General features: G+C 57.9%; 18 protein-coding genes. 3 read left to right on the forward strand and 15 right to left on the reverse strand.

From position 1 onward, the window contains the following. Positions 1-54 precede the first annotated feature (54 nt). The 9 genes from phnN to phnF form a co-directional block, all read right to left on the reverse strand. A complete protein-coding gene (phnN, locus tag ACRQ84_RS07895; protein ID WP_483817670.1) occupies positions 55-588 on the reverse strand; it encodes a ribose 1,5-bisphosphokinase in 534 nt (177 codons plus the stop codon). After that, positions 588-1724: an alpha-D-ribose 1-methylphosphonate 5-triphosphate diphosphatase gene (phnM, locus tag ACRQ84_RS07900; protein WP_483817671.1), complete on the reverse strand. Its 1137-nt coding sequence runs from the start codon at positions 1722-1724 to the stop codon at positions 588-590. Before phnM ends, phnN begins: the two co-directional genes overlap by 1 nt. Next, positions 1721-2425, reverse strand: coding sequence for a phosphonate C-P lyase system protein PhnL (gene phnL / locus ACRQ84_RS07905; RefSeq protein WP_483817672.1), 705 nt, complete (start codon positions 2423-2425; stop codon positions 1721-1723). Before phnL ends, phnM begins: the two co-directional genes overlap by 4 nt. A 140-nt stretch (positions 2426-2565) precedes the next feature. Further along, positions 2566-3327, reverse strand: coding sequence for a phosphonate C-P lyase system protein PhnK (gene phnK, locus ACRQ84_RS07910; RefSeq protein WP_008105506.1), 762 nt, complete (start codon positions 3325-3327; stop codon positions 2566-2568). Then, positions 3317-4165, reverse strand: a complete 849-nt coding sequence (locus ACRQ84_RS07915; protein ID WP_483817673.1) for an alpha-D-ribose 1-methylphosphonate 5-phosphate C-P-lyase PhnJ — start codon at positions 4163-4165, stop codon at positions 3317-3319. The genes phnK and ACRQ84_RS07915 overlap by 11 nt, the downstream gene beginning before the upstream one ends. After that, positions 4158-5234, reverse strand: coding sequence for a carbon-phosphorus lyase complex subunit (locus tag ACRQ84_RS07920; protein WP_483817674.1), 1077 nt, complete (start codon positions 5232-5234; stop codon positions 4158-4160). Before ACRQ84_RS07920 ends, ACRQ84_RS07915 begins: the two co-directional genes overlap by 8 nt. Then, positions 5234-5809, reverse strand: coding sequence for a phosphonate C-P lyase system protein PhnH (phnH, locus tag ACRQ84_RS07925; RefSeq protein WP_064739157.1), 576 nt, complete (start codon positions 5807-5809; stop codon positions 5234-5236). Before phnH ends, ACRQ84_RS07920 begins: the two co-directional genes overlap by 1 nt. Beyond that, positions 5809-6255, reverse strand: coding sequence for a phosphonate C-P lyase system protein PhnG (gene phnG / locus ACRQ84_RS07930; RefSeq protein ID WP_064739158.1), 447 nt, complete (start codon positions 6253-6255; stop codon positions 5809-5811). Before phnG ends, phnH begins: the two co-directional genes overlap by 1 nt. After that, positions 6252-6968 (reverse strand): phosphonate metabolism transcriptional regulator PhnF, encoded by a 717-nt coding sequence (gene phnF, locus ACRQ84_RS07935; RefSeq protein ID WP_064739159.1) that lies wholly within the window; start codon positions 6966-6968, stop codon positions 6252-6254. The genes phnG and phnF overlap by 4 nt, the downstream gene beginning before the upstream one ends. Positions 6969-7277: 309 nt before the next feature. Here phnF and ACRQ84_RS07940 point away from each other — a divergent pair, with 309 nt between their 5' ends. The 3 genes from ACRQ84_RS07940 to ACRQ84_RS07950 all read left to right on the forward strand — a co-directional run bounded on the left by ACRQ84_RS07940 (position 7278) and on the right by ACRQ84_RS07950 (position 10632). Then, the gene (locus ACRQ84_RS07940; RefSeq protein WP_483817675.1) at positions 7278-9443 is read left to right on the forward strand and encodes a putative bifunctional diguanylate cyclase/phosphodiesterase; all 2166 of its coding nucleotides are present in this window, start codon (positions 7278-7280) and stop codon (positions 9441-9443) included. A 71-nt stretch (positions 9444-9514) separates the two neighbouring features. Continuing rightward, positions 9515-9664, forward strand: coding sequence for a hypothetical protein (locus tag ACRQ84_RS07945; RefSeq protein WP_483817676.1), 150 nt, complete (start codon positions 9515-9517; stop codon positions 9662-9664). A gap of 527 nt (positions 9665-10191) precedes the next feature. Further along, on the forward strand, positions 10192-10632 hold the full coding sequence (locus ACRQ84_RS07950; RefSeq protein WP_483817677.1) for a transposase: 441 nt from the start codon (positions 10192-10194) through the stop codon (positions 10630-10632). A gap of 74 nt (positions 10633-10706) precedes the next feature. Here ACRQ84_RS07950 and ACRQ84_RS07955 read toward each other — a convergent pair whose 3' ends face one another. From ACRQ84_RS07955 to gabT, 6 genes are all read right to left on the reverse strand, one after another. Then, positions 10707-11549, reverse strand: coding sequence for an oxidoreductase (locus tag ACRQ84_RS07955; protein WP_483817678.1), 843 nt, complete (start codon positions 11547-11549; stop codon positions 10707-10709). Between the two features lie 100 nt (positions 11550-11649). After that, positions 11650-13605, reverse strand: a complete 1956-nt coding sequence (locus ACRQ84_RS07960) for a hydantoinase B/oxoprolinase family protein (RefSeq protein WP_483817679.1) — start codon at positions 13603-13605, stop codon at positions 11650-11652. Between the two features lies 1 nt (position 13606). Continuing rightward, a complete protein-coding gene (locus ACRQ84_RS07965) occupies positions 13607-15655 on the reverse strand; it encodes a hydantoinase/oxoprolinase family protein (protein ID WP_483817680.1) in 2049 nt (682 codons plus the stop codon). A gap of 18 nt (positions 15656-15673) precedes the next feature. Further along, positions 15674-16120: a GNAT family N-acetyltransferase gene (locus ACRQ84_RS07970; RefSeq protein ID WP_483817681.1), complete on the reverse strand. Its 447-nt coding sequence runs from the start codon at positions 16118-16120 to the stop codon at positions 15674-15676. A gap of 194 nt (positions 16121-16314) precedes the next feature. Continuing rightward, on the reverse strand, positions 16315-16827 hold the full coding sequence (locus tag ACRQ84_RS07975; protein ID WP_007890964.1) for an Lrp/AsnC family transcriptional regulator: 513 nt from the start codon (positions 16825-16827) through the stop codon (positions 16315-16317). A gap of 140 nt (positions 16828-16967) precedes the next feature. After that, positions 16968-18284, reverse strand: a complete 1317-nt coding sequence (gabT, locus tag ACRQ84_RS07980; RefSeq protein ID WP_483817682.1) for a 4-aminobutyrate--2-oxoglutarate transaminase — start codon at positions 18282-18284, stop codon at positions 16968-16970. Between the last annotated feature and the right edge of the window lie 97 nt (positions 18285-18381).

Raw genomic sequence — 18381 nt, forward strand, 5'->3', positions numbered from 1 at the left:
GTGCGAATGGTGTGAATGGGACATAAAAAACGCACGTATCCGTAGCGGCGCGATTTATCGCGCACCCAGCAAACGTCGCAGCTGGTCTAGCGTATCGCGCAACGCGCCATCGTTGTTCAGCGCATAGCAGTGCACCGGCAGCGGTTCAGCCGCTCGCGCTAGCCGTTTCTCGATCTCCGCTTCAGACTCCCGCCCGCGCTGCCGCAATCGCGTCTCCAGCACCGCTGGCGACACCTGCAACACCAGCGGCAGCAGCTGCGCGCCGTAATGCTGCTGCACAATCGGCAGATGCAGGCGCGAACCGTTAACCAGCACGTTAAGTCCGCGCGCCAGCCACAAATCGATCTCCTCGCCCAGCGCATAATGCAGTCCGTGCGCCTGCCAGCTCACGGCGAACAAACCGAGCGACTGGCGTCGGCGGAATTCGGTTTCGCTCAACGCCACATGGTTCTCGCCGCCGGCATCGGCGGCGCGCGTGATGTAACGATGGGCGATCAGCAAATTCTCCGGCGGCGCTTCACGCAGCGCGTTCAGCAGGCTGTCTTTACCCGCGCCCGAAGGCCCGGTTAGCCAGATGAGGCGCGCCATCAGAACACCAACTTCCCTTGCGACCAGACGTGACGAATGTGCGCATGACCGTGATCGGTATGCGCCAGCACTAAATCGGCGCGCAGCCCTTCGGCGATGCGGCCGCGATCGTGCAGGCCAATCGCCTGCGCCGGGTTGCGCGTCACCAGCGCGGCAGCCTGCGGTAACGTCATCGTATTGCGCTCATCGGCAACCAGGCGGAACACCGCGTCGAGCAAGCTGGCGGGATAATAGTCGGAGGAGAGAATATCCAGCAGGCCGTGGCTGGCGAGATCCGCCGCCGCCACATTGCCGGAGTGCGAACCGCCGCGCACGATGTTGGGCGCGCCCATCAGCACCTGCATGCCGCAGTCGCGAGACGCGCGTGCCGCTTCCAGCGTGGTCGGGAATTCGGCAATGGCGCTGCCGACGTCATGTGACTCGGCAACGTGCGCTGCCGTAGCGTCATCGTGGCTGGCCAGCGGGATGCCGCGCGACCGGCACAAACTGGCGATGGCGTTGCGGTTGGGCGTGGAGAACTCGGCAGCCAGCGCCAGTTGCTCACGCTCAAACTGATCCATCTGCGCGTCGTTGAGCTGATATTTGCCCTGATAATAGGTGCGATACATCTCCAGCGAGGCGTACTGACGCTGACCCGGCGAGTGATCCATCAGCGACACCAGCGACAGCTCCGGTGTGTTCATCAGCGCTTCAAACAGCGGCAACGTGGTGTTGTGCGGCAGCTCACAGCGCAGATGCAAATGGTGATCGGCGCGGTTAGTGCCTTTGCGATTGCTGTCCTGAATCGCATCAATCATTTTGGTGAGATTATCCAGGCGATGACCGCCGTCGCGCACGTCACCGACGCCAATCGCATCCAGCACCGTGGTAATGCCGCTGGCGACCATCAGCGCATCGTGGCTGCTCATCGCCGAGTGTGCGGGCCAATCAACTTTGGGGCGTGGCGTAAAGAACTTGTCGAGGTTATCGGTGTGCAGCTCCACCAAACCCGGCAGCAGGAAGGCGTTTTCGCCATCCAGCGCGCCCGGCAAGTGGCTGACGCTGTCACTGAAGCTGGCGATGCGCCCGTCGCGGATTTCCAGTGAACCCGCCACCACGGCCTGCTCCAGCACCAACCGGACATTATTAATGATCATGCTTCTGCTCCTGCTTTCATTGGCTGCATGACGTGCAGGCGATCGGCCACGCGTTCGCGCACCGCTTCGTCATGGAAAATACCGACAATGGCGGCCCCACGGGCGCGTGCCTGTTCAATCAATTCCACCACCGCAGCGCTGTTAGCGCTGTCGAGCGAAGCGGTCGGCTCATCCAGTAGCAGCACCGGATAGTCGGCAATAAAGCCGCGTGCGATGTTGACGCGCTGCTGCTCACCGCCGGAAAAAGTGGACGGCGCCAGCGACCATAAACGCTCCGGCACGTTGAGGCGCGTCAACAGCTCTTTGGCGCGCTTCTCACAGAAAGCACGCTCGGTGCCGCGTTCGAGCAGCGGCTGCATGACGATCTCCAGCGTCGGCACGCGGGGAATGACGCGCAAAAATTGGCTGACCCAACCGACGGTATGGCAGCGAATTGCCAGAATCTGGCGGGCGGTCGCGTTGGCCATATCGATCCATTCACCCTGATGTTGCAGCCAGATGTGACCGCTGTTGGCCTGATAATTGCCGTACAGCGCGCGCAGCAGCGTGGATTTTCCACTGCCGGAACGGCCATGCAGCACCACACATTCGCCGCCGCTCACTTCGAGATTGGCATCCTGCAACACCGGCAGCGCGGCGCTGTTCTGGTTGTGCAGTACAAAGGTTTTGCTCAGATGCTCTACGCGCAATAAAGGTTGCATGTTGATGTCCTGATGAATTCATCCAAAAGGCAGCACGAAACCGTAGCGGCGCGATTTATCGCGCGTTGTTGCGGCACGGTGTTCGCATTTGCGCAATAAATTGCGCCGCTACGGAATGTGTATGTCAGCATCGGTGCTGGTTAACTCAGCACCGACGAAACCAATAACTGGGTATACGGATGATGCGGATCGTCCAGCACCCGATCGGTCAACCCGCTCTCCACCACGCGGCCCTGCTTCATCACCAGCAGGCGATGCGCCAGCAAACGCGCCACGCCGAGATCGTGGGTGACAATCACTACCGCCAGATTCAGCTCGCGCACCAACGTGCGCAGCAAATCCAGCAGACGCGCCTGCACTGACACATCCAGCCCGCCGGTCGGCTCATCCATAAACACCAGCGTCGGCTGCGTCACCAGGTTGCGCGCAATCTGTAAACGTTGCTGCATGCCGCCGGAAAAGGTGGTGGGCAGATCGTCGATGCGGTTAGCGGGGATTTCCACATCCTGCAACCAACGCATCGCCTCTTTGCGGATATCGCCGTAATGACGCTGGCCCACCGCCATCAGGCGCTCGCCGATATTGCCGCCCGCGGTGACCTGCGGACGTAAACCGTCGAGCGGATGCTGATGCACCACGCCCCATTCGGTACGCAGCAGGCGGCGACGATCGCTCTCGCTCAGCTGATAGAGATCCTGCGCGCGATAGAGAATGTTGCCCTGCTGCGGCGCTAAGCGTGCCGACAGGCTGCGCAGCAGCGTGGTTTTGCCCGAACCGGACTCCCCGACAATGCCTAATACTTCGCCGGGATAAAGCTCAAAGCTCACCTCTTCAAACCCTTTGCCGGGTGCATAAAGGTGCGTCAGATTGTTGACCGCAAGCAGCGGCTGTTCACTGTGCATGCTGTTGTTCCTGCTGCTGGTGGCAAAAATCGGTATCGGAGCAAACATACATGCGCGTACCGGCGTCATCCATTACGACCTCGTCGAGGTAACTGTGGCGCGAACCGCACAGCGCGCAAGGTTCATCCCACTGCTGCACGCTGAACGGGTGATCGTCGAAGTCGAGGCTTTCTACTTTGGTGAACGGCGGCAGCGCATAGATGCGTTTCTCACGCCCGGCACCAAACAGCTGCAGCGCCGGCATCATGTGCATTTTGGGGTTGTCGAATTTGGGGATCGGCGACGGATCCATCACGTAGCGATCGTTGACCTTCACCGGATACGCATACGTCGTCGCGATGTGGCCGTAGCGGGCGATATCTTCATACAGTTTCACCTGCATGATGCCGTACTCCTCCAACGCGTGCATGGTGCGGGTTTCGGTCTCGCGCGGCTCAATAAAACGCAGCGGCTCAGGGATCGGTACCTGGAAAATCAGGATCTGATCTTCTTCCAGCGGCGTTTCCGGAATGCGGTGACGCGTCTGGATCAGCGTGGCATCCATAGTACGTTCGGTGGTGGCCGCGCCGCTGACGCGCTTGAAGAAGTGACGAATCGACACCGCGTTGGTGGTGTCATCTGCGCCCTGATCGATCACTTTCAGCACATCGGCATCACCAATAATGCTGGCGGTGATCTGAATGCCGCCGGTGCCCCAGCCATAGGGCATCGGCATTTCGCGTCCGGCAAACGGCACCTGATAACCGGGAATCGCTACCGCTTTCAGAATGGCGCGGCGGAGGGTGCGTTTGGTCTGCTCATCCAGATAACCGTTGTTGTAGCCGGTTAACTCACTCATGGTTCTGCTCCTGATGCTGTTGGCGCAGCCGTTTCAGCAGCTCAAGCTCCGCCTGGAAATCGACGTAGTGCGGCAGTTTCAAGTGCGAGACAAAGCCCGCCGCTTCCACGTTGTCGGCATGCGACAGCACAAACTCTTCGTCCTGCGCCGGACCGGCAATGCGTTCGTTATACTCCGGCGCCTGCAGTGCGCGATCCACCAGCGCCATCGCCATCGCTTTACGCTCTGAACGACCAAACACCAGGCCGTAACCGCGCGTAAAGTGCGGCGCGCCGTCAGTTTCGGTGGTGAAGCCGTTGACCATTTCGCATTCGGTCAGCAGGATTTCGCCAATCTCAATCTCAAAGCCCAACTCTTCCGGGCAGATGGAGACGCTGAGATAGCCGGTGCGAATTTCGCCGGCGAACGGATGGTTGCGGCCGTAGCCGCGCTGCGTCGAGTAGCCGAGCGCCAGCAAGAAGCCTTCATCGCCGCGCACCAGCTGCTGCAGGCGTGCCGCACGCGTGGCCGGATAACCGGGCGGTTCGCGGGTGATGTCGCACGGCTCGCTGCCGTCATCCTCTTCGCGCGCCGCCAATCCTTCTGCCGTCATCATGCTGAACACATGCGGACAGCGCTCCGGCAACGCCTGATCGTCACGCGGCGCGGCAGGCGTTTCGCCGTTGGCCAGCAGGGTGAAATCGAGCAGGCGATGGCTGTAATCGTAGGTTGGGCCGAGCACCTGACCGCCGGGTAAATCTTTATAGACGGCGGAGATTCGGCGCTCGATGCGCATCTCATCCGTTGCCAGCGCCAGACTGTCGGCGAGGCGCGGCAGCGTGGTGCGATAGGCACGCAGCAGGAAGATCGCCTCCACCAGATCGCCGCTCGCTTGTTTGATCGCTAAGGCCGCCAGCTGCGGATCGTAGATGCCGCCTTCGGTCATCACGCGATCGACCGCTAATCCGAGCTGTTGTGCCACCTGATCGCACTGCACTTCCGGCAGCGCGCGGTCGCCACGGCGCAGATCGGCCTGCAGCTCATGGGCGCTGGCAATGGCCTTCTCGCCCCCTTTTACCGCAACGTACATCAGCACACCTCCACGTCGGTGGTGCGTGGCAGCGCCATCATCGCTTCACCGCAGGTAAAAATCAGATCAACGCCTTGGGGAAACGGATGTGGACGCTCACGCAGATAGTGCAGAATCGCTTCTGGCAGCTGCGGCGCAATGGCGCGTGGCTCGCGTAAACCGGGGCCAGAGAGGCGCAGCGTTAACCCACCGCTTAATGACGGCACTTCGACGATCAACGTGGTGCTCTTCTCCGGTGACATGTTGTCACCCGCAGCGAACAGCGACGGATCGGGATTGGCCGCGGCGTGCGTCAGCGCAAACGGCGCATCGCGCTCATCAACAATCGGCACGCCGGTGTGGAATCGCAGATTACTGCGCACCACGTCGTTATCCATGCGGCCATCCAGCCACAGCGCGCTCTCTTGATCGACCAGCGTCAGCAGTACCGCCGTCGCCGCCGGTGAGAGATCGCCCCAGCCCTGCTGCAGCGGCAGCGATACCATCACGCCCGGCTCGCTCATCGCTTTGAGGATGCGGCGGAAGGCACGTTGGGCATCAGCCACCGGATGGTTAAAACTCGCCAATAAAGTCATCAGTTATCTCCGCGAACCAGCGTAAAGAAATCCACTTTGGAGCTGGCGATTTCACGTGCGCGCAGCTGACGCTGCTCTTCACGCAGTGCCGCCAGCGGGGCAATCAATTTTTCCTGTAACAGCGCCTGGGTTTCGGGCTGTTGCAGCAGCGCATCAATCAGCGCGCAGCGTTCGGCGTGCGATTTATCGCGTCCCAGCACGTAGCTAAAGCCGAGCGTGCCGTCGTGCAGTTTCACTACCGCACGCGTCACCGTGGCATCACCCATCACGAAGCGCTTACCGCTGCCGCCCATGCGTGCCTGCAGCCGGGTCAAACCGGTTTCCGCTGGGCGCACGCGTTCAAAACTGGCGTTGAGTTTTAACGGCTGCCAGTGCGCCTCAAGCTGGCTGGCTTCACTGTGTGCCAGCACCGAGAGCCAATGCTGGCGGGCTGTTTGCTGTTTCATTGATGCTCCAGAGTCAGTTCAATCATGTCGCCACGCGTCAGGCTGATGGAGTATTCCGCCACCTGACCATCGCGATGTTTATTCAGGGTGCGCACGCATAACAGCGGCGACTGCAGCGCAATCTCCAGCTGCTTGCACTCTTTGGCCTGCGCGCGGCGGGTGCTGATGCGGGTTTGGCTGCGCGTTAGGCTCAGGCCAAGTTGCTGTTGCATAAAGTCGTGCAATGAACCGCTGTGAAACTGCTGCAGCGCCGGCCACCAGTTGAGATCGGCAAGGAAGTGATTGATGACGCACACCGCCACGCCGTTGACACGGCGCAGCGTGCGCAGATGAATGACGTTGTCGCCTTCATTGATGCCCAGCGCGCTGGCCACATCGCTGCTGGCCGGACGCAGCACCGCCAGCAGGCGTTCACTGGTGGGATGGCTGCCCTGCTCCATCAGGTTTTGGCTAAAGCGCGCTTGCGCATGCAGCGGGTAATCGTAAGGACGCATCAGCACCAAAATGCCCACGCCGTGACGCCGTTGCAGCAGCCCTTTATTCACTAACTCGTCGACCGCGCGCCGCAAGGTGTGACGGTTTACTTCGTAGTGATCGGCCAGCTGCTGTTCGGAAGGCAGATAGTCGCCGCAGCGATAGCGCTCCTGCAGCGCCTGCTCCAGTTGGGCAGCAACGGCCTGATAGACAGTGGTCGGATGTCTGGATATCTCCATCACGCTCTATACCTCATTCGCATTGGTTGAGGAACGCAGCGGGCTTGCTGCGGGATGGCGATTACATTGCGTGTGCCAGATGACAGCGGCGTGACGGCTCAATGACGTGAAGATGAATTTGCTTTAGGACAGCAGAATGTCAGCGCAACGGCAGCAGATTTAATAAATTATGTTTAACTGTTTGCTTTGTGACAGTGTTCAAAAATTTACCGCTTATTTACATCACGCTTTCACTGCCCTTACGCAGTACAGCATGGGGATGTTCTGCTAAGTTAAAAGATGAATCCTTCTTGTCAGGCCAACCCTAAAATGATTAACGCACTAAAACTATCGGATGGTTTTCGTCGCAACTTTGTTCGCGAAGTTATTCTGCCGCTGGTGGCAATTTTGCTGCTTACCTTTGTTGGCGCGGGCGTAGGGTTGTTTTGGGGTACCTCATTAACCAATAACGAAGCGCGCGATCAGCAGCAACGCATGATTGAGGCCTCCTTTACGCAGAGCCTGACGGAACATTTGCGTCAGCTGCGCAGCCTGACTCGCTGGTCGCCGCTCGCCGATCAGCTGGCGTCGTCGCATCCCGATCAGCGCTGGCTGACGCAAAATGTTGGCGGCTGGCTGTATGACATGTTTGATCACCAGCTGGTGGTGCTGCTGGACCGCGACAACCAGCTGATTAACGTGTGGCGCAACGGCCAACCGGTGCCGGATAAACGCATCGGCCCTTACTTGCAAGACATGCTGAAAAGCCCATTGGTACAACACAGTGATGTGGTGGCGGGCCCGACCGACCACGCCGATTTCGTGCGTATTGGTCAACGCGCCGCTGCGCTGGCGGTAGGCGATATCAGCAGCACTAAACAAGCCGGACGCTATCGTCTGGTGAGCATCAAGTTTCTGGATGATGGCTATCTGCGTAACCTCGCGGATCGCAGCCAATTGCGCCAGCTGCACTTCAGCGACAGCGAACCGGCGGAAAAGACCAAAGCGCGATATCTGTTGAATTCGCAACAGGGTGAGCCGGTGGGTTATCTCAGCTGGCAGCCTGACAAACCTGGCGCGCAAATGCTGCGCACCATCGGCCCTTCAACGCTGTTATCGGTGATCTTAATTACGCTGTTATGTCTGGTGATGGTGCGCCGCATCTGGACTTCGTCGCTCAAGCTGTCGCAGTCGTTGCTCAAACTCGGTGCCAGCGAAGCGCAGGCGCAGCATCTGGCTTTCCATGATGTGCTGACCGGTTTGCCGAATCGTTCGCTGGTGGAGGATCGTCTCACTCAAGCGCTGGCGGCCGCCGGACGCCACGATCAGCGCGTGGCCCTGCTGCTGCTGGATCTTGATCGCTTTAAGAATATTAACGATACCTACGGCCATCACGCCGGTGATGAACTGATTATTGAAGTGGCGCGACGACTTAATGAGATTGTGCGCGCCAGTGACACCGTCGGACGTATCGGCGGCGACGAGTTCATTATCGTCATGCCCGGTGTCGATAATATTGGCCAGGTGCAGTCGCTGGCCAACCGCATCATCACGCGTTTAAGCGAGCCCTATCAGTTGGTCGGTAGCGAATTATGGGTGGGTGTGAGTATTGGGCTGGCATTGGCACCGAAAGACGGCATTGATCGGCTGGAGTTGATGCGCAAAGCGGATATTGCGCTCTATGATGCGAAAAATCACGGGCGTGGTCAGTATCGCCAGTTCGAGAAGGTGATGGATGAATCGCTGCGTACCCGCCAGCAAATGGCGGCAGATTTGCGTCAGGCACTGGTGAAATTTGAGGGATTAGCGGTGTGGTATCAGCCGTTAATGGACATCAGCGGCCAGCAGGTGGTGGGTTTGGAAGCGCTGCTGCGCTGGCATCATGCGTTGCGCGGTGATGTCTCGCCGGGGGATTTCATCGCCATCGCTGAAGAGACCGGGATGATCATTCCGCTGGGCGAATGGGTGCTGCGCGAAGCCTGTAAAACGTCATTAAAGCTGCCCGCTATTGTGGTGGCAGTCAATGTCTCGCCGGTACAGTTCCGTGCCAGCAATTTCGTCGAGCGCGTCGTCCAGATCGTGCAAGAAGAAGGTGCCGATCCAAAGCGCATGGAACTGGAGATCACCGAAGGCGTGTTGATTGAAGATGAACATGAAGCGCGCAATAGCATCATCGCGCTGCGCGAAGCCGGTTTCCGCATTGCGCTGGATGATTTTGGCACCGGCTATTCGAGCCTGAATTACCTCAGCACTTTCCCGGTGGATAAAATCAAAATCGACCGCTCCTTTACCCAGTCGCTGGGTGTGGCGCAAAACTCTACCGCGATTGTCGAATCGGTGGTGCGGTTAGGTCATGCGATGGGCTTAACCGTCACCGCCGAAGGGGTTGAAACTGAAAGTCAAAAAAGCGCGCTGGCCGACGCGGGCTGCAATCAACTGCAGGGGTATTTATTTAGCCACGCGGTGCCGTTTGAAGAGATTGAGAAGATGGTGTGAGCGAACATACGTGGCGGCGGCGCGCCCCTCCCGCTATGGCGCAATAAATTGCGCCGCTACGGTGTGGGCTGATGTTGGATGCATTATTTATCAACCATAGCTCCGTGCCCATTACGGTATTGGATGCATCATTTATTATCCGCACCTGTAGCGGCGCGATTCATCGCGTGGTTTTGAATTACCCGCCGCAGCTCCGTGCTCATCCCGCTATTGCGCAATAAATTGCGCCGCTACGGTGTGGCGATGTTGGATACAATATTTATCAACCGCAGCTCCGTGCCCATTACGGTATGGGATGCATCATTTATTATCCGCACCTGTAGCGGCGCGATTCATCGCGCGGTTTTGAATTACCCGCCGCAGCTCCGTGCACATCCCGGCATGGCGCAATAAATTGCGCCGCTACGGTGTGGGCTGATGTTGGATGCATTATTTATCAACCAGAGCTCCGTGCCCATTACGGTATGGGATGCATCATTTATTATCCGCATCTGTAGCGGCGCGATTCATCGCGCGGTTTTGAATTACCCGCCGCAGCTCCGTGCTCATCCCGGCATGGCGCAATAAATTGCGCCGCTACGGTGTGTGCTGAATTGCGCCGCTGCGGTGCGGGCTGCTGTTGGATACATCATTCACACATCGCGCGCTTTATTTTGAATCAATAATTTGGAATCCATATCCATAAAATAAAAGCAAAGAATGACATGGCAAATTTTATGACTCACTCTCCTTAAAAAAGGAGATAACAATGAATCTGAGGAAGAACACGCGCTTAAAAAATTATGATTACAGCTCACAAGGCGCATATTTCATTACGTTAGTCACTCGCTTACGTGAATCAATCTTTGGTCATATCGAAAGTACACGATTGATTCCCTCATCCATAGGCCTTGTAGCAGAACAGGAATGGAGCACGCTCTCTACTCGAATATCAGGCATTAAATTAGATGTGTTCATTCTGATGCCCAACCATCTGCACGGGATATTATGGTTAACTGATGAAAACGCTCTTACGCTGTCACGTATAATGGCTTTATATAAAGCGGGTGTAAGCCGAATATGTCAGCAATCTATCTGGCAATATAATTTTCACGAACGGATTATTCGTGATGAACGAGAATTATTCTTTACCCGACAATATATTGAACAGAATCCGTTGCGGTGGGAATCGGACCTTTACTACAGATAAGTAAAAGAATGCCAATAAATTGCGCCGCTACGTATGTATGCACGTATGTGTAGCGGCGCGATTCATCGCGCACCTTAAGAAGGAAAATCCGTCTCAATCGAGGTCTGTTTCCACGCCTCGATCTGCGCCAAACGCTCTTTTAGCTTGTTGGTCACCGCATCATAACCCCAGGCGCCCATCACCAGATGGCGTGGTGGGTTGGCATGCTCGGTGATGGCGATCATCGCCTGCGCCGCGCGTGCCGGATCGCCCGCCTGGGTGCCGCTGTATTCGGCGGTGGATTTCATCCGCGCGGCGGCGGTGTCGGCATACTCCGGCAGCTTGCTCGGCGTTTGATGCAGCGAGCGACCCGCCCAGTCGGTGCGGAACGGGCCGGGTTCGACGCAGGTAACATGAATGCCGAGCGGTGCGGTTTCCAGCGCCAGTGAATCAGACCAACCTTCCACCGCGTGTTTACTCGCGGAGTAATAGCCCGAGCTGGCAAAGCCAATAAATCCGGCCACGGAAGTGATGTTGATGATGTGGCCACTGCGCGCCTTACGCATTGCCGGCAGCACTGCGCGGGTGAGCGCAAACAGGCCGAAGACATTGGCATCGAACTGGGCGCGGATCTCTTTCTCTTCGCCCTCTTCCACCGAGCTTTGGTAACCGTAACCGGCGTTATTCACCAGCACATCTACGCTACCGAACTTCTCAATAGCCGCGCTCACCGCCTGTTCGATGCTGGTCTGATCGGTAACATCCAGCGCCAGTGCCAAAGCATTATCGTGACCCGAAACCAGATCCTCTATTTTCGCCGCATCGCGTGCGGTCACTACTGTTTTAAACCCGCGCGCGATGGCCTGCTGCGCCAGTTCGCGGCCAAAGCCGGTTGAACAACCTGAAATGAACCAAACCGGTGTGTTTGCTGAAGCCATAATGACGTCCCCTTCTATGCGAATGGGCCCGATAAAACCGCATTGGGCCAAGAGAGTAACTATGGCAAAGCCGTTGCGTGCCAATTAGCGTTGCGTGCGACTACGTCATCATCGCCGGATAGCGCTGTTTAAGACGATCGAAGATAACTTCCATCGGCACGTCGTGGTCTGCCGCCACCGCGGCAAACACCTGCTGCTTAAGGAAATGCCGCCAGCTGACCGGCGCAGCCGCCAGAAATACCGTCAGTAAACGATAGCGCTCCGGCGTCCAGACGGCTTCAAACGCAGTGCGTGCCGCACCGTGATCGAAATGCTGCCCTGCGGTTGCGGGCATCTCCGCCCGCAGTCGCGCGGTTGCGGCTTCATCAATTTCGCCGCCGCGTAGCGCCACACCGTAACGGTTGCGGGCCACCTGCTCAGAGACAAAGCCGCAGCGCACATCCTGCAATACCTGCTGCACATCACGTTCTACCGGTAAGCCATAGCCGCCCGCGCCGGGTCCGCGCACCTCGACGATATCGCCCGGCTGGCAATGGATCACATCGGTGTTGCCGTGTTCAATGGCGGTGCCGTTACGTAGAGTACGGAAGTGCGACAGGCCGCCGGATTCGCCGCCCAGCACGCCCGCCGAGGCAAACACCGAACGATTACGGTTACGCGCCGTCACCGTGGTATTGGGGGCAAAGATTTCAAATGCCATCTCGGTGGCCAAACCGCCGCGATAGCGGCCCGCCCCCGCGCTGTCTGCGGCTAAGCCGTAGCGATGAAAATGGATCGGCACTTCGGCTTCGTTGATCTCAATGGGGGTGTTTTTCAGGAAGGCGGATAAGCCGCCGGAACCGTCCGGACCATCGTGCCGCGGCGTGCCGCCTGCGCCGCCGCCGACCGGTCCCAACGAGGCCACGACGCTGCGGTTGGCGCTGTCGGTGGTGCGGATGTTCATGATCGAGTTGCCGCCCGGCGAGTTAGCCGGTAAGCGATCGGGAATTGCCTGCGAGAACACGCCGAGCGTAGCGATTTGCGACAGCGCGCAGGTCAGCGAGCGCATGCCGACCGCAGCCGGCGCTTCGCAGTTCATCACCGTGCCCGGCGGTAAAATGGCGCGGGTTGGGCGCAGCGTTCCGGCGTTGAGTAACAGATTACGATCAAGCGTCGCGAGCACGTAAGTGACGCCAACCAATGCCAGCGGATGACGCTCGCGCCCGCCGGTCGGCATATTCAATGAAGAGGCTAATTGCGGATCGCTGCCGGTATAATCCAACTCCAGCGTGTCGCCGGTCACACGCAGGGTAATCGCCACACGGCACGGAAAACCGCCTTCGCCATCCTCATCGGCGAAATCCGCGTAGAAATATTCGCCATCCGGAATGGTGGCAATAATGCTGCGCGCCTGTGCTTCGGCGTAATCGAGAATCCCTGCAATCCCCTGCAGGAAATCATCCACGCCAAAGCGCGCAATGATGTCGTGGATCTTGCGCTCACCCACGTTAACTGAGGCAATTTGCGCTTTGAAGTCACCCCAGTTTTGCTCCGGCACGCGCACGTTAAGGCGCATGATGCCTGCCACCTCTTCATTCAAGGCGCCGTTACGCACGATTTTCAGCGGCGGAATACGAATTCCTTCCTGCACGATCTCGGTGAGCGAGCGCGAAAGAGACGCTGGCACTGCGCCGCCAACATCGGTGTTGTGAATGTGCCCCACCACAAAGCAAACAATCTCGTCGCCATGAAACACCGGTTTCCAGATATGGATATCCGGCGAGTGCGTGGCGACGTTACCGGCGTAGGAATCGTTGGTGATGCAGATATCGCCTTCCTCGTAGCTGTCGATCAGCGCCAATACCGGGCCGTAATCGATGCCGCTGTACCAGGGCGCGCCAAAGCTGCGTGGTGAAGCGAACGCCAGGCCGTCACGGCTGACGATCTGGCAGGAAAAATCTTCCGTCTCTTTGACAAAGGTTGAGTGCGCGGTACGCATCAGGGTAAACGCCATGGCATCAGCGGCGGCCGCGCAGTAGTTCGCCAGAATTTGCAGGTTACGTCCGTCAATCGCCATGTTAGTTCGCCTCCACCGGCGTGATCAGCAGGTTGCCAAAGCTATCCACATCCACTTTCATATTGGGCGGTACGCAGGTAGTGCAGTCATCCTGCGCCACAATTACCGGGCCGAGCAGCTGATGTCCGGCACGCAGCGTGGCGCGTAGTACCACATCAACCTGATGTGCCGCACCGTCGATCCACGCGCGCACCTGCTGCGCGACCTCCACCGGCGCATCAGCAACAGCCAGCGGATTGAGCGTGGGTTTTGGCGTCGGCGAGGCGATCACTACGCGCAGATTGATGATTTGTACCGGCGCGCTGGCATCAAAATGACCAAACAGCTGCTGATGCTGACGATCAAAGGCAGCGTGCAACGCCGCCACATCGGCCTGTGCCAGCCATTGAGGCTCCAGCGCCACTTCGATTTCAAACGACTGGCCGCGATAGCGCATGTCGGCGCTGTAATGCAGCGTGAACGGCATGCTGGCGCCATGCTGGCTGCTGAGCCAGTCACGCGCGCGCAGACTCAGCGCCTTGGCTTCGGTCGCCAGGCGATCCGCTAGCGAGGCATCAAGATCGCTATACAGCGTGCGGATAAAGTCGTTGCGGATATCCGCCACCAAACCACCGAGCGCTGACAACACGCCCGGCGTCGGCGGCACAATCACGCCTTTCATATTCAACTCGCGCGCGAGGAAGCAGCCCATCATCGGGCCAGCGCCGCCAAAGGCGAGGAACCAAAACTCACGCGGATCAAGGCCGAAGCGCGACAGCAAGCCGCTGGTGTCGCCGTACATGCTGGAGACCGCCAGCTCGATAGCGGTTTCGGCGGTCTCTTCTATTGTGACACCCAACGCATCCGCTAGCGGTTGCCACGCTGCGCGCGCCGCTGCAACATCCACTTTCACCGCGTTATAACCGAGATCGCCGTGGCCGATCATGCCGCAGGCGGCAAAGGCATCAGTGGCAGTTGGCTGCGTGCCGCCGCGCTGGAAGCACACCGGTCCCGGCAGCGAACCGGCGCTGTCCGGCCCCATTTGCAGCACGCCCTGGTTATCGATCCACGCCAGCGTTCCGCCGCCCTGACCAACGGACGTCACCGCCACCGACGGAATATAGATTGGGAAATCACCGATGATTTCACCGTTGCCCTGCGCGACCTGACCCTCCACGATCACCGCCACATCGGCGCTGGTACCGCCAATATCGAGGCTGAGGATTTTATCGAAGCCGCAGGCGCTGGCAAGGAAGCTGGCACCGATGACGCCAGACGCGGTGCCGGAAAGCACCATCTGCACGCATTCGTTTTTTGCCTGCTCGACGCCCATCACGCCGCCATTGGATTTGGTGATGCGCGGCGGCGGTTTGACGCCCATCGTTCTCAGCGCGCGCTCAAACGATTCGAGGTAATTGATCACCATCGGCTGCACATAGGCGTTAATGGTCGCAGTAATGGTGCGCTCGTATTCACGGATAATCGGCCAGATATCGGCAGAACAGGACGTCAGCAGTTCGGGCGCGTGTTGATTAATAATGGCTTTCACCGCGGCTTCATTGTGGCGGTTGCGATAGCTGTGCAGCAGCGCCACCACAATGCCCTGGCAACCGGCGGCGCGCGCGGCGGCAATCGCATCCAGCACGCTTTGTCGATCCACCTCGGTTAACACATTGCCGTGGCGATCGGTGCGTTCTTGAATGGCAAATACCCGATCACGCGTTATCAGCGGTGCCGGACGGCGCGAGAACAGATCGTGAATGTGCGGGATCTTCAAACGCGCCAGCTCCAGTACATCGCAAAAACCGTCAGTGGCAAACAGCGCCAATCGCACGCCACGCCGCTGGATCACCGCATTGATGCCCACGGTGGTGCCGTGGGTGAAGTAGTCAATCTGCTGCGGTTCGATAGCGTCGCGCTGCTGCAGTTGGGTTAACCCGGTGAGGATTTCGCTGCCGGGCTGATCCGGTCGCGACAGCACTTTCAAGGTGTATATCTGATTGGTTTGTTCATCCAGCACGGCAAAATCGGTAAACGATCCGCCAATATCGACGCCAACGCGGTAACCCATGGTGTGAAAGCTCCAGTATCAAGAGGGGGGAAATTCCATCAGTTTTTGTGGTTCCTGCACCACGCGCCAGCCAAGGCGCTGATACAGCGGATGGGCATCATTGGTCGACAGCATCCAGCGGTGTACGGTGGCCAGTTCCGGGTGCGCCCGCACACAACTCGCCAGCCAGCTTCCCAGCCCATGACCGCGCCAGTTTTCATCGATCATCACATCGCACAGCCAGCCGAAACGGGTGTAATCCGTGACCAGGCGCGCAAAGCCAATTTGCTGATTTTCATGGTAAACGCCAAACGCCAGCGAACCGGCAAAAGCGCGTGCGGTTTTGGCGCGTGATTGATCTTTGGCCCAATACGATTTTTCCGTCAGCTGCTGGTGAATCCAATCCATATCCAGCCGTTGGCGTTCAGTGGAAATCGTGAATGCATCACGCTGCCACTGCTGATCGGCGATGGTTAAGAAGGTCATGGCAACTCCTTGTCTGGTCTTAGATTGAGTGTAAAGGCGAGTGCCAGGCGTACGCCGCCGAAGCCGCAGCGAAAACCGGCAAGATAAAGGGAATTTTAGCGGGGGAAGAAATTTTATGCTGCGGGAGAAAAAGGCTAGCTTTCTGACCTGGTGTAAATTGTAGGGTCGCCATTTATGGCGACCGGGTTAAATCATTAAACGCCAAACTCCACCGAATTCTGTTTCGAAATCAGCGATCGTAACGGTACGCTGCTTTTCATGATCGGTGACTTAATCACGATATAGCTGAAGTATTTATCGATGCCGATCTGCGCATCCAGCATCTTCTCAATCACTTCCTGGTAATGTTCAATGCTGCGGGTAATAAAGCGCAGCAAATAGTCGTAACCGCCGGTAATCAGGTGGCACTCCATCAGCTCATCCACCTCGCGTACCGCGTTTTCGAATTTCATAAAATCTTCGCGGCGATGGCCAGAAAGCGTGACTTCAGTAAAAACCGTCACGGAATCAGTGATTTTGGTCAGATTGATGTGGGCTTCATAACCGTTGATAAACCCGGCCTGCTCTAAACGCTTCACGCGTTGCAGGCACGGACTGGGCGAAAGCCCTACGGCATCGGCGAGATTGACGTTGCTGATACGGCCATCTTTCTGGAGTTGCACCAGAATATTGATGTCGATGCGGTCGAGTTTCATTAAGCCGTTCATAGCACCCCTCATTGCCAACCGATTAGGTTTAACCTCCCGAAGATATACCACGCTTTAAGGTAAATGTGCTATCTCGTTAACTGGTTAAACCAGCAGGAGGTTTTCAAATTACTGCAATAATTTCAATGAGGAAGCGCTTTTTAGCCGAGTCGACCGCTGGCACGCGCCAGCGCGATATCGAAGATATGCAACGCCTCTTCCAGCTGCGAATCGGTGGTGACCAGCGGCGCGAGGAAGCGCACGGTGTTGCGATGAATACCGCACTTAATCAGCAGCAAACCTTCCTGGCAGGCGCAATCGAGGATTTTCTGCGTCATCGCCGCATCCGGCTTTTTCGTCTCGAAATCAATAATCTCCACCGCCTGCATAAAGCCAATGCCGCGCACATCACCGATGCAAGCGTACTTTTCGGCCAACTGCTGCAGGCGCGCATTAAGCTGTTCGCCGAGCTGATTCGAACGCGCCAGCAGGTTTTCGTTTTCCAGCAAATCCAATACCGCCAATGCCGCCGCACAGGCTAACGCATTACCGCCGTAAGTGCCGCCCAGGCCGCCTGGCAGTGGCGCATCCATGATCGCCGCTTTACCCACCACGCCCGAAATCGGTAAACCGCCACCGATGCTTTTCGCCACGGTGACCAAATCCGGCGTGATGCCAAGATGCTGGAAGGCGAACATCTTGCCGGTACGGCCAAAGCCGGTTTGCACTTCGTCGAGAATCAGCACAATGCCGTGCTGCTCGGTAATGCGGCGCAGCGCCTGCATAAAGTTAGCGCCGGCCTGCAGGAAGCCGCCATCGCCCTGCACCGGTTCGATAATGATCGCTGCCACACGTTCTGGCGCAATTTGCACCGCGAACAGCTGATCCAGCGCTTGCAGGCAGTCATCATCACTTACGCCGTGAAACGCATTCGGGAACGGCAAACGATAAATATCGGATGGGAACGGACCGAAATTCTGTTTGTAAGGCGTGGACATGCCGGTCAGCGTGGTGCCGAGCAGCGTACGGCCGTGGAACGCGCCGTCAAACGCGATGATGCCGCTGCGTTTAGTGTGCGCACGCGCAATCTTCACGGCATTTTCTACCGCTTCCGCGCCGCTGGTGAAGAACACACTTTTGAAGTCTTCACCGCCGCCGACCAGCGCATTCATGCGCCTGGCCAGCTCGATGTAGCCCGGATACGCTACCACCTGAAAACAGGCGTGTGACACCAGACCAAGTTGTTTAGTGACCGCGTTGACCACCGCCGGATGGTTGTGACCGACATTCAGCACGCCGATACCGCCGACGAAATCGAGATAGCGATTGCCTTCCACATCCCACACTTCGCTGCCTTTCGCCCGCTCAATCACCAGCGGGTGCGCGGTGACCACGCCACGTGGCACATGCTGCTCACGCGCGTCCAGTAACAGGTTGTTATCGGAATATGTTTGCTGCTCCGCCATGACATTCTGCATTTTAAAACCCCTTTCCACGTAACGTTCGGTTGGCTCAAGTATCGCAACCCGTTGGTTTCTCACGCTGCCGTAATCCGCCAGGCAGCGGCATTTCCTG

The sequence above is a fragment of the Pantoea sp. E2023-21 genome (genome assembly GCF_051302795.1).
In the GTDB taxonomy this organism is placed as follows: Bacteria; Pseudomonadota; Gammaproteobacteria; order Enterobacterales; family Enterobacteriaceae; genus Pantoea; species Pantoea ludwigii_A.

Excerpts from the sequence above, each read along its gene's own strand:
- ACRQ84_RS07945 (WP_483817676.1), top strand. The coding sequence starts at position 9,515 with ATGTTGGATGCATTATTTATCAACCATAGCTCCGTGCCCATTACGGTA.
- ACRQ84_RS07960 (WP_483817679.1), bottom strand. The coding sequence starts at position 13,605 with ATGGCGATTGACGGACGTAACCTGCAAATTCTGGCGAACTACTGCGCG.
- ACRQ84_RS07965 (WP_483817680.1), bottom strand. The coding sequence starts at position 15,655 with ATGGGTTACCGCGTTGGCGTCGATATTGGCGGATCGTTTACCGATTTT.
- phnF (WP_064739159.1), bottom strand. The coding sequence starts at position 6,968 with ATGGAGATATCCAGACATCCGACCACTGTCTATCAGGCCGTTGCTGCC.
- gabT (WP_483817682.1), bottom strand. The coding sequence starts at position 18,284 with ATGCAGAATGTCATGGCGGAGCAGCAAACATATTCCGATAACAACCTG.
- phnN (WP_483817670.1), bottom strand. The coding sequence starts at position 588 with ATGGCGCGCCTCATCTGGCTAACCGGGCCTTCGGGCGCGGGTAAAGAC.
- ACRQ84_RS07970 (WP_483817681.1), bottom strand. The coding sequence starts at position 16,120 with ATGACCTTCTTAACCATCGCCGATCAGCAGTGGCAGCGTGATGCATTC.
- ACRQ84_RS07955 (WP_483817678.1), bottom strand. The coding sequence starts at position 11,549 with ATGGCTTCAGCAAACACACCGGTTTGGTTCATTTCAGGTTGTTCAACC.
- ACRQ84_RS07940 (WP_483817675.1), top strand. The coding sequence starts at position 7,278 with ATGATTAACGCACTAAAACTATCGGATGGTTTTCGTCGCAACTTTGTT.
- phnH (WP_064739157.1), bottom strand. The coding sequence starts at position 5,809 with ATGACTTTATTGGCGAGTTTTAACCATCCGGTGGCTGATGCCCAACGT.
- ACRQ84_RS07950 (WP_483817677.1), top strand. The coding sequence starts at position 10,192 with ATGAATCTGAGGAAGAACACGCGCTTAAAAAATTATGATTACAGCTCA.
- phnG (WP_064739158.1), bottom strand. The coding sequence starts at position 6,255 with ATGAAACAGCAAACAGCCCGCCAGCATTGGCTCTCGGTGCTGGCACAC.
- phnL (WP_483817672.1), bottom strand. The coding sequence starts at position 2,425 with ATGCAACCTTTATTGCGCGTAGAGCATCTGAGCAAAACCTTTGTACTG.
- ACRQ84_RS07975 (WP_007890964.1), bottom strand. The coding sequence starts at position 16,827 with ATGAACGGCTTAATGAAACTCGACCGCATCGACATCAATATTCTGGTG.
- ACRQ84_RS07920 (WP_483817674.1), bottom strand. The coding sequence starts at position 5,234 with ATGTACGTTGCGGTAAAAGGGGGCGAGAAGGCCATTGCCAGCGCCCAT.
- ACRQ84_RS07915 (WP_483817673.1), bottom strand. The coding sequence starts at position 4,165 with ATGAGTGAGTTAACCGGCTACAACAACGGTTATCTGGATGAGCAGACC.
- phnK (WP_008105506.1), bottom strand. The coding sequence starts at position 3,327 with ATGCACAGTGAACAGCCGCTGCTTGCGGTCAACAATCTGACGCACCTT.
- phnM (WP_483817671.1), bottom strand. The coding sequence starts at position 1,724 with ATGATCATTAATAATGTCCGGTTGGTGCTGGAGCAGGCCGTGGTGGCG.